At 68.9% G+C, this 13,974-nt stretch carries 12 protein-coding genes; 11 read left to right on the top strand and 1 reads right to left on the bottom strand.

What is annotated here, in order from left to right; genetic code table 11:
• Positions 1–3 precede the first annotated feature (3 nt).
• The 10 genes from BDK92_RS03915 to BDK92_RS03960 all read left to right on the top strand — a co-directional run bounded on the left by BDK92_RS03915 (position 4) and on the right by BDK92_RS03960 (position 10,350).
• A complete protein-coding gene (locus BDK92_RS03915; protein WP_121154677.1) occupies positions 4–348 on the top strand; it encodes an acyl carrier protein in 345 nt (114 codons plus the stop codon).
• Between the two features lie 2 nt (positions 349–350).
• On the top strand, positions 351–1,190 hold the full coding sequence (locus BDK92_RS03920) for an alpha/beta fold hydrolase (RefSeq protein ID WP_246017477.1): 840 nt from the start codon (positions 351–353) through the stop codon (positions 1,188–1,190).
• Between the two features lie 26 nt (positions 1,191–1,216).
• A complete protein-coding gene (locus tag BDK92_RS03925; protein WP_121154681.1) occupies positions 1,217–2,179 on the top strand; it encodes a sulfotransferase family protein in 963 nt (320 codons plus the stop codon).
• Positions 2,180–2,233: 54 nt separating this feature from the next.
• Complete coding sequence (locus tag BDK92_RS03930) at positions 2,234–4,054, top strand: hypothetical protein (protein ID WP_246016777.1); 1,821 nt, start codon at positions 2,234–2,236, stop codon at positions 4,052–4,054.
• Positions 4,055–4,169: 115 nt separating this feature from the next.
• Complete coding sequence (locus BDK92_RS03935; RefSeq protein WP_170208476.1) at positions 4,170–5,192, top strand: extracellular catalytic domain type 1 short-chain-length polyhydroxyalkanoate depolymerase; 1,023 nt, start codon at positions 4,170–4,172, stop codon at positions 5,190–5,192.
• A gap of 49 nt (positions 5,193–5,241) precedes the next feature.
• Positions 5,242–6,381, top strand: coding sequence for an ABC transporter ATP-binding protein (locus BDK92_RS03940; RefSeq protein WP_121154685.1), 1,140 nt, complete (start codon positions 5,242–5,244; stop codon positions 6,379–6,381).
• Positions 6,378–7,208, top strand: a complete 831-nt coding sequence (locus tag BDK92_RS03945; protein WP_121154687.1) for an ABC transporter permease — start codon at positions 6,378–6,380, stop codon at positions 7,206–7,208. Before BDK92_RS03940 ends, BDK92_RS03945 begins: the two co-directional genes overlap by 4 nt.
• A gap of 37 nt (positions 7,209–7,245) precedes the next feature.
• Positions 7,246–8,109 (top strand): 3'(2'),5'-bisphosphate nucleotidase CysQ, encoded by an 864-nt coding sequence (locus tag BDK92_RS03950; RefSeq protein WP_121154689.1) that lies wholly within the window; start codon positions 7,246–7,248, stop codon positions 8,107–8,109.
• Between the two features lie 7 nt (positions 8,110–8,116).
• A complete protein-coding gene (gene cysD, locus BDK92_RS03955) occupies positions 8,117–9,043 on the top strand; it encodes a sulfate adenylyltransferase subunit CysD (RefSeq protein ID WP_121154691.1) in 927 nt (308 codons plus the stop codon).
• Positions 9,043–10,350: a sulfate adenylyltransferase subunit 1 gene (locus BDK92_RS03960; protein WP_121154693.1), complete on the top strand. Its 1,308-nt coding sequence runs from the start codon at positions 9,043–9,045 to the stop codon at positions 10,348–10,350. Before cysD ends, BDK92_RS03960 begins: the two co-directional genes overlap by 1 nt.
• 64 nt (positions 10,351–10,414) lie before the next feature.
• On the opposite strand, the gene BDK92_RS03965 is transcribed toward BDK92_RS03960, so the two are convergent.
• On the bottom strand, positions 10,415–12,277 hold the full coding sequence (locus BDK92_RS03965) for a S8 family peptidase (RefSeq protein ID WP_121154695.1): 1,863 nt from the start codon (positions 12,275–12,277) through the stop codon (positions 10,415–10,417).
• 1,431 nt (positions 12,278–13,708) lie between these two features.
• On the opposite strand from BDK92_RS03965, the gene BDK92_RS39545 reads away from it, so the two are divergent.
• Complete coding sequence (locus BDK92_RS39545) at positions 13,709–13,891, top strand: hypothetical protein (protein ID WP_121154697.1); 183 nt, start codon at positions 13,709–13,711, stop codon at positions 13,889–13,891.
• The last annotated feature ends 83 nt before the right edge of the window (positions 13,892–13,974 follow it).

Raw genomic sequence — 13,974 nt, forward strand, 5'->3', positions numbered from 1 at the left:
CCCATGGCCGCCTCGCATGCCGACATCCTCGCCGAGCTCACGGAGATCATCCACGCGGTACTCGGGGACTTCGCCACCGATGCCCCGATCACCATGGACACCGCCTTCCGCGACGAACTCGGCATGGAGAGCATCGACGTCGTCTCCCTCGCCGGCCGCTTGCAGGCCCGGTACGGCAACACCGTCAACTTCGCGCATTTTGTCGCCAAACTGGATCTGGAGACCGTGGGCGAGCTGCGGGTCGGGCAACTGGTCGAGCACATCGCACACTCCCTCGACGCGGCGGAGTCCGGCCGGGACACGCCGGCCGAAGCCAGCCCCACGGTCGTCGAGGCGGTCCGCTCGTGACGATGATCCGGGCCAACGGGATCGAGGTGCACGTCGAACACCTCGATCCACCGGCCGGCGGGCCGGGCGGGGTCGGCGCCGGCCGGGGTGATGGACCGGCCACCCTCGTGATGATCCACGGGATGGCCTCCGACAGCCTCGCGAGCTGGTATTTCACGCTCGCCAAGCCCCTGGCCGATGCCGGGCTGCGGGTGCTGATGTACGACCTGCGGGGGCACGGCCACAGCGAGCGCCCACCCACCGGCTACGCCCTCGACGACTTCGTCGACGATCTGTCGGCGATGCTGGCCGAACTCGACGTCACCGGTCCGGTGCACCTGCTCGGCAACTCGTTCGGCGGCACGATCGCATTCGCCTACGCGGTCCGACACCCGGAACGGGTCGCCTCCGTCGCGGCGATCGAATCCTCGCCGCCGACCAGGGCGTGGATGGCCCGGGTCGCGCGCCGGCTGGACCGGGCCTCCGATCTCCTACCCCGGCCGGAGGCGCTGGCGCGGATCAGCGCCGGTCGGGGGGAACGGGTGGCCCGCCGGGCCCGGGCCACCGGCGAGATGCTGGTGACGACCACGCTGGCCAGGGACCTACCGGCCAGTGCCCTGCCCAGTTCCGCGCAGATCAGCGCGATCGGCGTACCGGTGCTCTGTCTGTACGGCGCGAACTCCGCGGTCGTCGAGCTGGCGCCGGCCGTGGTCCGGCTGCTACCGCAGACGCGGACCGTGGTCCTACCCGGCGAGAAACACACCGTCCTGGTCGACCGGCCGGAGGCGGTCCGCCGGCTCGTCCTGGCCTGGCTCCGCGAGGAGTGCGCCGTCGAGGTGGCCGAGGCCGCCACCACCCCGTGACAACCCATCGTGCAGGAGGTCCTCGGATGGACACCCCGGTCCCCGGCAGGTCGATCATCATCAGCAACGGCCGGTGCGGCTCGACGCTGCTCTCCGACCTGATCGCGGAGCAGCCCGAGACTCTCTCGGCGCAGGAGTTCTTCATGTCCGTCGCGCCCTGGGCACGCAGTTCCGAGGTGCTTACCGGGGCCGCGTACTGGGCGGTGCTGAGCAGCCCCAAGGCGGAACTCGCCACCCTCTTCCGGATCGGGTTGCCGCCGAAGGAGGTGCGCTATCCCCCGACCGGCCGGTGGGCGGACCGGATGACCGAACTGCCACGGATCCTCGCCATCACCCTGTCGAAGCTGACCGCCGACCCGGACGGCCTCTTCGACCAGCTCGCCGAGCGGGTGCCGGACTTCCCGACGCAGTCGGTCGGTGACCACCACCGGATGTTCCTCGACCTGCTGGCCGTGGTGACCGGCAAACGGCGCTGGGTCGAGCGCTCCGGCGGGTCGAGTCACGTCGCTCCGTACCTGTTGCGGGCATTTCCCGAGGCGAAGGTGGTGTACCTGACCCGCGACCGGGAAGCGACCGCCCGATCGATGAGCCGGCACTCGTCGTTCCAACTGATCCAGCTGCGGGTGGAGTTCCTCGGCCGGTGCGGGCTTGATCCGTTCCGGATCGAGCCCGGCCAGTCGGTGCCCGAGGATCTGGAACGGTACCTGCCGGACCGGCTCACCGCCGACCTGCTCCGGGAGCGGGGACAGGACCTGCGCCGCTATCTCGGTCTGAGCGCGTTCCTGACCAGCCAGGCCGAACAGGCGCTCACCGACCTGCCCCCGCGACACCTGCACCGGATGAGCTACGAGGACCTGGTCGCCGACCCGGTCGGGCAACTCGGCCTGCTGGCCCGGTTCCTGGAGTTCGAGGACTGGGAGGACTGGGCGCGGCGGGTCGCCGGACGGGTGGTCGCGCCCACCAGGTCCCGAGAGGTCGCCGCGGCCTGACCGCGTCCATGCCCCACCAAACGTCATGACTCCGTCGAACGAGAGGAACCATTGGTGAAACCATTCCGGATGTCGGGCCGGCGACCACTCGCCGCGGCCGCCGTACTGGGACTGCTGTACGTGCTGGCGACGCCGTCGCCGGCCGCCGCCGCCCCGATCGGGACGGATGCGCCGGGTACGTCCGGACACCAACCGACGTACGAACGGAAGCTGATCGGGAAGGGCACCCCGGACGAGTGCTTCGCCGGTGTCGGTGTCGCCTATCCACCCGGTCCCCCGTGCGCGGTCGGGCAGTCGAAGGTGAACCAGTCCTACCTGTGGGGCATGACCCAGACCGAGCAGAGCCTGTGGTTCGGCACCGGAGCGAACGTCAACTGCATGACCAGCGGACGCAACCTGCGCAACACCACACCGAACCTGAACGAGGACTGGGTCTGCGAGTACGGCGAGAGCCAGATCGTGAAACGCAACCCGACCCTGCCCGCCACCCTCGGCGACCATCGCCCGCCCCGGCTGTACACGTACGACAAGCGATCGCGGCGGTTGACGGAGAAGACCGACGCGGTCAAGAGCGCCTCCACCACCGACGCCAACCGGTTGAGTACGACCGCCGGAATCCGGGCCGCCGGCACCCATCAGGGGGTGGCGTTCCTGGGTGGGCCCGCCCTGGGCGAGAGCATCAACCTGTTCGCCTTCGACACCTACACCGGAGCCTTCCTCGGCTCGGTCAACCTGCCGGCGTACGGCAACATCCGCCACTTCGTGGTGGCCGACGGCGCGCTCTACGCGGGAGTCGGGGTGGGCGCGAACGGTGGTAACCGGGGGCACGTGCTGCGCTGGACCGGCTCCCGGAGCAACCCGTTCAGCTTCCTCGAGGTCGCGAACCTGCCGGCCCAGGCGGCGGACCTGACCGTGCACGACGGGCGGATCTTCGTGACGACGTGGACGGGTTCCGGTGACGACGCACTCGCCGCCGCGGTACCCGGCACTACCGACGAGCCGCTGTCCGGGGTCGCCGGGGTGTGGATGAGCCCGAAGCTGTCCCAGGGCGAACGCGGCCTCACGCCGGCCGACGCCGACAACTGGACCCAGGTCTGGTCGGTGGACGGGTACGAGCCCGATCCGGTCGTCGCCCGCACCTACGCCCTGGGTGGGCTGGCCTCGTTCAACGGCTACCTCTACTGGGGCACGATGCACGTGCCGATGAAGGCGACCACGGTGCACATCGCGACCCACCCGCCCGCGAACGAGGCCGCGCTGCGCGCCTCGGTACGCGGCACCCAACGGGCGATCAGCATCTTCCGCGGTAAGAGCTTCGGCGACCGCCACCAGCGCGTCGATCTGCTGTACGGCGCACCCCAGTTGCCCGCGTACGACCCGGCGGGGAACGGCGGCGCGGGCCTCTGGGCCGCCGTCTCGACCGGTTACACCCCGCTGTACGGCCCGTCGGGCATGGGCAACCCGTACAACAACTACACCTGGAAGATGGCGGTGGCGGGCGGGAAACTCTACGTGGGCACCATGGACTGGAGCTACATCTCCAAGGACCTGGGCCAGGACACCGCCCGGCTGTTGGGTGTCACCGGCCCGGCCGCGGCCGAGTTCGGCGACGCCTCCGTGCTGGCCGACGACCCTCCGCCGGCACCGGTCTACGGCGGCGACCTGTTCGTCTTCGACTCGACCAGCAAGCCGGCCACGGTGGTGGACAACAGCGGGCTCGGCAACTACCTGAACTACGGGATCCGCAACATGATCGCCGACGGGTCGACCCTCTACCTGGGCATGGCCAATCCGATGAACCTGCGTACGGACCCGGACGACGACGTTCCCGAGGGCGGCTGGGAACTGATCCGGCTGAGTACGCAGCGGTGTTAGCCGGTTGGCCCCGCTCGGGTGGCACAGCGTGGGCACGGGCGGGGCCGACCGCACGGATACACCAACCAGCACGGATCCTTACATATCCCGAACATCACTATGTCATGGTGCGAATATGATGGAAATTAGTAGATCTTGGACAGGCCATGCGGGACGGCACAGCCGGTGGCGGCACCTGCTCACGGTCCTGCCGCTCGTCGGAGCGCTCACCCTGCTGGCCGGTTGCGGGCTGTTCCGGGACGATCCGGAGCAGCACGAGGTCGGACCGGTGTCCACCATGCCGAGCGGCTCCTCGGCGCACACCCTCGTGGTCGACGGGCAGGAACGCGGCTTCCGCCTCTACCGCCCGGCGAACCTCGCCCGGTCGACCTCGGTGCCGCTCGTGGTGATGCTGCACGGCGCGCTCGGCACCGGCAGCCAGGCGGAAAACTCGTACGGCTGGAACGCCGAGGCGGACCGGGAGGGCTTTGTCGTCGCGTACCCGGACGGGTTGAGCCGCTCCTGGGCGGTGGGCCCGGACTGCTGCGGCCCACCGGCCCGCGACGGCGTGGACGACGTGGCCTTCATCCAGCACCTGGTCTCCACCGTGGCCGATCAGCTTCCGGTGGACCGCAACCGGATCTACGCCACCGGGATCTCCAACGGCGGGATGCTCGCGTACCGACTGGCGTGTGACACGAAGCTGTTCGCCGCGATCGGGCCGGTGGCGGCGACCCAGGTCGGCCCATGCCCGTCCCCGGCACCGACCTCCGTGATCCACATCCACGGGACGGCGGACCAGACAGTGCCGTTCGACGGTGGTCCGGGCAAGCGGGACAACGACGGGACCGGACGCAATCCGGTCAAGATCGACGGCCCGCCCACCCCCGACCTGCTCGGCCAGTGGCGTACGACCGGCGGATGCGGCGCACCGGTGACCACCGTCTCGGGCCCGGTCAGCACCTCGGCCGCCACCTGTCCCGGGGGACGGGCGGTCGAGTTGGTCACCGTCGACGACGCCGGCCACCAGTGGCCCGGTGCCGCCGGCCCCGAACCGGCGGCGCAACGCCTACTCGGCCTGGATCCACCCACGACCGCACTGGACGCAACCGAGACCATCTGGCGTTTCTTCGACGCACACCCCCGAACCGGCGGCTGACCCGCACCGGCCGCCCATCCACCCGACAGCTCAGGACAGGGAGCAGCAGATGCCAAGCAGTGGTGGCAGCCCGCCCGCGGTCGAGGTCACCGACCTCGTCAAACGCTATCCCGCAAGCACGACCGCAGCCGTGGACGGGCTGTCCTTCACGGTGGCCCCTGGCGAGATCTTCGGGCTGCTCGGACCGAACGGCGCCGGCAAGTCGACCACCATCGGCATCCTCACCACCCGGCTGCGGGCGTCCGCAGGCCGGGCGCTGGTCGGCGGGGTCGACGTGGTCGGCGACCCGGTCGCGGCCCGTGCCCAGTTGGCCGTCGTACCCCAGCACAACAACCTCGACCGGTCACTGACGCCACGACAGAACCTGGTGTACCACGCCGCGTACCACGGCGTCGGCCGCGCCGTACGCAACGCCCGAGCCGACGCGCTCCTGGACCGTTTCGGCCTGACGGATCGAGCGGACAAGCGGATCGAGGCGTACTCGGGCGGCATGGCGCAACGGCTGATGATCGCCCGCGCGTTGATCCACGAGCCGGCGGTGCTCTTCCTCGACGAGCCCACCAACGGCCTGGACCCGCAGTCCCGGCGGCTGATCTGGAGCCGGATCCGCGAGCTGCGCGGGCGCGGTGTGACGGTCGTGCTGACCACACATCAGATGAACGCGGCCGCCGCCCTGGTCGACCGGGTCGGCATCGTCGAGCATGGCCGGCTGCTCACCCTGGACAAGCCGGGCAACCTGGTCAGGGGTCTCGCCGGACGATCGATCCTCGACCTGACGGTCACCCCGGCCGCGCTCGACGAACCGGACGAGCTTCTGCGTGCACTTTCCGAGGTCTCCGGCGTACGCAAGGGTGAACGGCTCGCCGCGGCGCCGCCGCCCGGCGCCGGGGCCGCCAACCTCCGCTCCGGCCTCGGCCTCGGCGGCGGTGCGGGGTTCGGCGCGGGTGCGCCGGCTGCCGCACTGGCCGCGCTGGCCCGGCGGGAACGGGCGGTCGCCACGCTCGCCCCCGACCCCGGCGGGCGCCAGCGCGTCCGGATCCGGCTGCATCTCGCCACCGACCCCGCCACCGTGCTCGGGCCGGCGCTCACCATCCTGACCACACGGTCGGCGACCCTCACCGACGTACACATCGCCGAGCCGAGCCTCGAAGACGTCTTCATCGGACTGACCGGAAGGGACCCACGGTGACCGACCTCGACGCCCCGGCGGTAGCGGCAACGAGCACCACGGCGGCGCCCGCGAGACCCAGCGCCCACCGGGTCTTCCTGGCCATCCTGCGCCGGGACCTGCTGGTCACGGGCAAGGAACTCTGGGTCATCCTGGTCCAGGTCGGCCTCACCCCGCTGTTCATGCTCTTCGTCTTCGTCAACGTGCTCGGCGGGCAGGGCATCGTCACCCGGAACTTCGCCGACCTGTTCCTGCCCGGCATCATCGCGCTCGCCGCGCTCACCACCGCGTTGCAGAGCGTCGCGCTGCCACTGGTCAAGGAGTTCGGCTTCACCCGGGAGATCGAGGACCGGCTCCTCGCCCCGCTGTCGACGAACCTGGTCGCGGTGGGCAAGCTCGTGGTGGCGATGCTGCGTGGTCTCATCGCCGCAGCCCTCATCTACCCACTGGGCGCACTGATGGTCGGCTCGGCACCCTGGCAACCCGGACGGCTACCGATGGTCCTGCTGACGGTCCTGCTCGGCGGATGGATCGGCGGCGGCATCGGCATGACGCTGGCGACGATTCTGCCCGTCCAACGAATCAACATCACGTTCTCGCTGGTCGTGACCCCGATCATCTGGACCGGTTGCATCCACTACCCGTGGCCACGGCTCTCTTCGATGCCCTGGTTTCAGACGGTCACCGCCCTCAACCCGATGACCTACGTCTCCGAGGGCGTACGCGGGGCGATGTTGCCCGGCGTCGCGCACATACCGGCCTGGGTCTGTCTGCTGGTCCTGACCGGGGTGGCCGCGTTGGTCACGGTCACCAGCGTACGAAGCTTCAGTCGGCGTGCCGTCCAGTGAACGGCACGATCCACGCGTCTACCGGAGGTGTTCGTCGATGAACGTGCTGGAACCCCCCAGGTCCGAAGCCCCCACGTCGGATGGCGCGTTCGCGGCCTGGTTGGCCGACCGGGCCGGCCGGTTACTGCTGCGCGTACGCGCCGAACACGGTCACGACGACCCGGCCGCGTTGAAGCGCGCGGGTGACCGGGCGTCGCACCAACTGCTGCGCGATGAACTGGCCCGGTGCAGGAGCGCCGACGCCGTGCTCTCGGAGGAGGACGACGGCGCCCGGCAGGTGTGGGCCACGGGTACGGCCGGATCCCCGCCGGACCGGCTGGGCGCCGACCGGGTGTGGATCATCGACCCGTTGGACGGAACCCGCGAGTTCTCCGAGCCGGGCCGGACGGACTGGGCGGTGCATGTCGCACTCTGGCAACGGAACGCGCCGACGGAGCACCGCCTCGTCGCGGGCGCCATCGCCCTGCCGGCCCAGGGTCGTACGCTCGGCACCGATACGCCCCCACCCCGGCCGACGACGGTCAGCGGTCGGACGATCCGGTTGGCGGCGAGTCGGAGCCGGCCGCCGGTGTTCTTAAGCGAGTTGGCCGACGAGGTTGGCGCGGAGTTGGTGCCGATGGGGTCGGCGGGCGCGAAGATCGCGGCGGTGGTCAGAGGTGAGGTCGACGCGTACGTGCACGCGGGCGGGCAGTACGAGTGGGATTCGGCCGCGCCGGTGGCTGTGGCGACGGCGACGGGGCTGCACGCTTCCCGAATCGATGGTTCTGCGTTGAGATACAACGAGGCTGATCCGCGGCTACCGGACCTGGTGGTCTGCCGGCCGGAACTGGCCGCTCCACTCCTTGCCGCGCTGCGGCAACACCGGGTCCTCACGCCGGCAACGGCCACGGCAGCCGGCTGACACCGCGATGGAAACAATCGACACGACGATTCCAGCGGCGTACCGGGTGTCGCATCTGGACGCCCTGGAGGCCGAGAGCATCTTCGTGATGCGTGAGGTGGTCGCCGAACTGGAACGGCCGGTCCTGCTCTTCTCTGGTGGCAAGGACTCGATCGTGATGCTCCGGTTGGCCCAGAAGGCGTTCGCTCCGGCCCGGATCCCGTTCCCGGTGATGCACGTCGACACCGGACACAACTTCGCCGAGGTGTTGGACTACCGGGACCAGCGGGTGGCCGAACTCGGCCTGCAACTTGTGGTCGCGAGCGTGCCCGAAGCCCTGGAAGCGGGTCTGGTCCGGGAGTCGGCGGACGGGATGCGTAACCGGATCCAGACGCCGGTGTTGCTGGCCGCGGTGGAGAAGTACCGGTTCGACGCGTTGTTCGGTGGGGCGCGGCGGGACGAGGAGAAGGCCCGGGCCAAGGAGCGGGTGTTCAGTTTCCGGGACGACTTCGGTCAGTGGGATCCGAAGAACCAGCGGCCGGAGCTGTGGTCGTTGTACAACGGTCGGCATCATCCGGGTGAGTCGATCCGGGTGTTCCCGTTGTCGAACTGGACCGAGCTGGATATCTGGCACTACATCGCCCGGGAGCGGTTGGCGCTGCCGTCGATCTACTACGCCCACGAGCGGTTGGTGGTCGAGCGGGACGGGATGCTGTACGCGGTGAACGAGTTCATCCGGCCGAGAGGCGCGGAGGAACCGTTCAAGGCGCAGGTGCGTTACCGCACGGTCGGCGACGCGTCGTGCACGGCGGCGGTCCGCTCCGACGCCGACACGGTGGAGCTGGTCATCGAGGAGGTCGCCGCGACCCGGATCACCGAGCGTGGGGCGACCCGGGGCGACGACCGGGTCAGCGAGGCCGCCATGGAAGACCGCAAACGGGAAGGCTACTTCTGATGAGCACGACCGCGTTTCCGGTGGCCGAGGGCGCGGCGCCCGAGGGGCGGGCGATGGACCTGTTACGGTTCGCCACCGCGGGCAGCGTCGACGACGGCAAGTCGACCCTGATCGGCCGGCTGCTCTACGACACGAAGTCGCTGTTCACCGACCAGTTGGCGGCGGTGGAGGCGGTGTCCGCGGCCCGTGGCGACGAATACACCAACCTGGCGTTGCTGACCGACGGACTACGGGCCGAGCGGGAGCAGGGCATCACGATCGACGTGGCGTACCGGTACTTCGCCACCCCGAGGCGGAAGTTCATCATCGCCGACACCCCCGGGCACATCCAGTACACCCGGAACATGGTCACCGGCGCCTCCACCGCCGACCTGGCCCTGATCCTGGTCGACGCCAGAAAAGGACTGGTCGAACAGTCCCGGCGACACGCGTTCCTCTGCTCCCTGTTACGGGTGCCGCACCTGGTCCTCTGCGTGAACAAGATGGACCTGGTCGACTGGTCGCAGGACGTGTTCGAGCGAATCTCCGACGAGTTCACCGCGTTCGCCGCGAAACTCGAGGTACCGGACCTGACCGTGGTGCCGATCTCCGCCCTGCACGGCGACAACATCGTCACCCGCTCCGAACACACCCCCTGGTACGAGGGCCCGTCGCTGCTGCACCACCTCGAACGGGTACACATCGCCTCGGACCGGAACCTGGTCGACGTACGTTTCCCGGTGCAGTACGTGATCCGACCGCAGTCGACCACGGTCACCGACTACCGGGGCTACGCCGGACAGGTCGCCTCCGGCGTACTCAAGCCCGGCGACGAGGTCATGGTGCTCCCGTCCGGATTCACCTCCCGCATCGCCGCCATCGAGACCGCGGACGGCCCGGTCGCCGAGGCGTTCCCACCGATGTCGGTCACGGTCCGGCTCACCGACGAGATCGACATCTCCCGGGGCGACCTGATCTGCCGGCCGAACAACGCCCCAGCGGTCGCCCAGGACATCGAAGCCATGATCTGCTGGATGGACGAAAGCCAACCACTCCGCCCCGGCGGCAAGTACGCCATCAAGCACACCACCCGGTCGGCCCGGACGGTCGTACGCGGACTGCACTACCGACTCGACGTGAACTCGCTGCACCGCGACGAGACCGCCACCGAACTCGGACTCAACGAGATCGGCCGCGTCCGGCTCCGGACCACCGTCCCGCTCCTCGCCGACGAGTACCGGCGCAACCGCACCACCGGCGGTTTCATCCTGATCGACGAAACCACCAACCGTACGGTCGCCGCCGGAATGATCGTCGACACCAACTGACCCACGTTAAGAAGGGCCCCTCCCGCCACCGGAGATCGGAGCGGGAAGGGCCCTTTGTCACGTCTCAGAGGGTGAGGGTCCAGGTGTTGATGTAGCCGGTGTCACCGGCGAAGACGTCTCGCACCCGGAGCAGCCAGGTGCCGTTCGCCGCCTCGGTGGAGAGATTCGCGGTGTAGGTGGTGTTGACGTTGTCGGCACCGTCGAAGAAACTCTGGTTCTTCAGCCGGTAGGCCGTACCGTCCGGCGCCACCAGGTCGATGATCAGGTCGCCGCGGAAGGTGTGCACGATGTTGACCGCGACCGTGGACGCCGAGGAGGCGTTACGGTTGCAGCCGGCGATAACGATGCTGCTGGTCACCGCCGTGTTGCTGTCCGGGATCGCCACATCGGTGCCGTTGGTGCCCGAGCACCCGCCGCCACCCGAGCCGGTAACCGTCAACGAGTACGTGGCGCTGCGCGTACCCGCGGTACCGGTGCCGGTGACACTGACACTGTAGGTGCCGGAAGGAGTGCTCGCCGAGGTGGCGATGGTGAGCGCGGACGAGCCGCCCGAGGTGACCGTGGCCGGGCTGAACGAGGCGGTGGCGCCGCTCGGCAGGCCGCTCGCCGACAGGCTCACCGACTGCGCCGAGCCGCTGGTGGTCGCGGTACTCACGGTGGCACTGACCGAGCCGCCCGGCGCGGTCGAGCCGGCCGTCGGCGACACCCCGACGGAGAAGTCGTTGGCCGGTGGAGTGCCGTCGTTGACCACGTAGAGCAGCTTGTTCGGGGAACCGGTGCCGGGGTTGGTCACCACGTTGTTGGTCGCGTTGTTCACCAGGTAGTCCCGGACCTGCTGGGGGGTCCAGGTGGGGTTCGCGGACGCGACCAGGGCGGCGGCGCCGACCACGTGCGGGGTGGCCATCGAGGTGCCGCTGATCGTGTTGGTCGCGGTGTTGCTGGTGTACCAGGCCGACGTGATCGACGAGCCGGGCGCGAAGATGTCCAGGCAGGTACCGATGTTGGAGAAGGACGACCGGGCGTCGGTGCTGGTGGTCGAGCCGACCGTGATCGCCTCTGCCGTGCGGGCCGGCGAGGTGTTGCAGGCGTTGCCGCCGTTGTCGTTGCCCGCGGCGAGACCGTAGGTCACACCCGAGTTGATCGAGTTGCGGACCGCCGTGTCGAGCGAGGCGTTCGCGCCGCCGCCGAGGCTCATGTTCGCCACGGCCGGCTTGATCGCGTTCGCGGTGACCCAGTCGACGCCGCCGATCACACCAGCGTTGGTGCCGCTGCCGGAGCAGTTGAGCACCCGTACGCCGACCAGCTGCACGCCCTTGGCCAGGCCGTAGGAGGAGCCGCCGACGGTGCCGGCGACGTGCGTACCGTGCCCGTTGCAGTCGTCGGCGGAGCCGCCGTCGACCGCGTCGTAGCCACTGGTGGCTCGGCCACCGAAGTCGTTGTGGGCGAACAGGATGCCCGTGTCGATGATGTACGCGTGCACGTTGGTCGCGGTGTTCGGGTAGGTGTAGGAGCTGTCGAGCGGCAGGTTGCGCTGGTCGACACGGTCCAGGCCCCACGACGGGGGGTTCGGCTGCGTCCCGGAGATGCGAACCGTGTGGTTCTGCTCGACGTACGCGACGTCGGGGTGCGCGGCGATCCTGGCCGCCGCCTTGGCGCCGGCCGTGATCTCGAAGCCGCGCAGTGCCGCGGAGTAGGTCCGGGCGACCGCTCCGCCATGCTGGCTGGCAAGTGTGCTGGCCGTGGTGCCGACCTGTGCCCGGCTCACCGCACTCTCCTTGAACACCACGATGTAGCTGTCGACGACAGCCGTGGCACCGCCGGCACTACGAACAACGCCCTCCGGTTCGGCCGCCACGGCCGGCGCGGCGGCCGCCAGTAGCAGCATCGCGGCGGCGCCCACCACAAATGATCTTTTCGGGAGATTCATTCTCCCCTCCCTCCGATCGGCACCCGTCCGTCCACTCGCCCACGACAAGGGATCGATGGTGACCGATTGAGAATCAGATTACTCAATGGCGGGATCGAAAGACAGATGTCGAATCCTCTATACCGCCCCTTAGATGGAGGTCAAGGTATGGCAATTCATTCCACATCACAGGGAATGGTGATCAACCTAAGCCGTGCTATCAAGTCGTCGACAGCGCAGCGCCGCCAGAGATGCCGGGCTCGTCTCCCGAAATAAGACCAGGAACTCACGGCCCATCGCCCGATGACCTTGAATGGCTTGACCCGAACCGCCACTCGGCGCCGCCCGCTCGGACCTGCGCGGCGCGATCTACCTGGGCGTCGAAGGCTTCCGCCGGCTGGTGGCCTTGACGGGCAGACCCTGGTGTTGTCGGTCGGCGTGTCACTAATTTGATTGACAGCCCGAATATCCTGCGCCGCAGGGCGGGGACGGCTGTGTCGATGCAGAGAAGGGCACGGAACCCGGTCCGGTTCCTTCCCGTGGCGAGAGCGGCGTTGGTGGCGTTTTGGGTGAGAGGGCCCGGGCGCGGCTGACATAGTGCCGCACTGCGGTTTCGTACACACCTATGCCACTAACCGGATCGACGATGGCAGTGAGGGCTCGGCGAAGTTTGTCGGCGTCACGCAGGGCGGTCTTGGCGCTGATGCCGGCCATCGGTGTCGTGTTGGGGTTCACCGTGCTGCGCCTGCCGGGATGTACAACCAGCGGCAATGATCCGCCACCGTCCGCGGTCGTTGCACCAGAGGCGGGCCCGGTCACGTCATCGGTGCCCGTGCCTCGTTGGACAAGGTGCGGAACCGCATCGAGGCGCAGGTCAGCTCGTGCTGGTGTCCGGCATCGCGGTGTCGAAGAGCTTTCCGTCGAGGATCACGTGTGACCAGCCGTCGGTGGCGACTCCGGCGAGGGCGTCGTTGGGGTCCTTCCTGGTAGATCAGATTCCGTCGCAAGAACCTGTCTACCGAGGGCCTCACGCCTGTCTCGACACCGTCCGTTATGGACGTGATGCCCGTGTCAGCCCAAAACCGGCACGAATCACTGTTGAGATCACCTCAATGTCTCCATGACGGACGCCTCCCCAGTCCACCCTGCGGTGCTCGACGCCCCACCCAGGCTCCGCATCGCCACGGCGTTCAGCGAACTCACCCAGGCTCTCTGACCGCAGACCCGACCCCGACCCCGGCCCCACGCGTCTCCCGACCAGTCAACACAACGGACCCCCCGACAGTGGCTGGCGGCTATACATCCGCTTCAGACCCGAGTACCTCGGTTCCTTCTGGAGGCTTGCTGCTTCCGCTAACCTGGAAGCCAGGCATGTAGCCGGAGGGCATCCGGTGCCTCCTTCTCTCAGTCGTCAGCTTCCCCCGTGGCAGACGACGAGAGAAGGGGGCGAAAATGCCCAGGAGAAACACAACTGAAGAGGAGGCGCACGCGCAGCTCCTGTCGTTGCGGTGGGTGGTAATCCTCCTCGCTGGGGCCGGCACTGGCATTACCGCCGGTGTGGCAGGCGAGGGGTACATCGCCGGGCTGTCGGTAGGGATCGCGGTCGTCGCGCTCCTTCACAAGATCGTGAGGTGAAGGAGCTGACGGGGGGCACCGAAGGGTGCTCCCCGTCTCCCTCTTCGGGTAACGCGCACGTTCGCGAAGGTAGAGCGACCTAC

Origin of the sequence: Micromonospora pisi (genome assembly GCF_003633685.1) — a bacterium.
GTDB lineage: Bacteria > Actinomycetota > Actinomycetes > Mycobacteriales > Micromonosporaceae > Micromonospora_G > Micromonospora_G pisi.

Coding starts and splice junctions, on each gene's coding strand:
- BDK92_RS39545 (WP_121154697.1), top strand. CDS start 13,709: ATGCCCAGGAGAAACACAACTGAAGAGGAGGCGCACGCGCAGCTCCTG.
- BDK92_RS03950 (WP_121154689.1), top strand. CDS start 7,246: ATGAACGTGCTGGAACCCCCCAGGTCCGAAGCCCCCACGTCGGATGGC.
- BDK92_RS03960 (WP_121154693.1), top strand. CDS start 9,043: ATGAGCACGACCGCGTTTCCGGTGGCCGAGGGCGCGGCGCCCGAGGGG.
- BDK92_RS03920 (WP_246017477.1), top strand. CDS start 351: ATGATCCGGGCCAACGGGATCGAGGTGCACGTCGAACACCTCGATCCA.
- BDK92_RS03925 (WP_121154681.1), top strand. CDS start 1,217: ATGGACACCCCGGTCCCCGGCAGGTCGATCATCATCAGCAACGGCCGG.
- BDK92_RS03965 (WP_121154695.1), bottom strand. CDS start 12,277: ATGAATCTCCCGAAAAGATCATTTGTGGTGGGCGCCGCCGCGATGCTG.
- BDK92_RS03935 (WP_170208476.1), top strand. CDS start 4,170: ATGATGGAAATTAGTAGATCTTGGACAGGCCATGCGGGACGGCACAGC.
- BDK92_RS03940 (WP_121154685.1), top strand. CDS start 5,242: ATGCCAAGCAGTGGTGGCAGCCCGCCCGCGGTCGAGGTCACCGACCTC.
- BDK92_RS03915 (WP_121154677.1), top strand. CDS start 4: ATGGCCGCCTCGCATGCCGACATCCTCGCCGAGCTCACGGAGATCATC.
- cysD (WP_121154691.1), top strand. CDS start 8,117: ATGGAAACAATCGACACGACGATTCCAGCGGCGTACCGGGTGTCGCAT.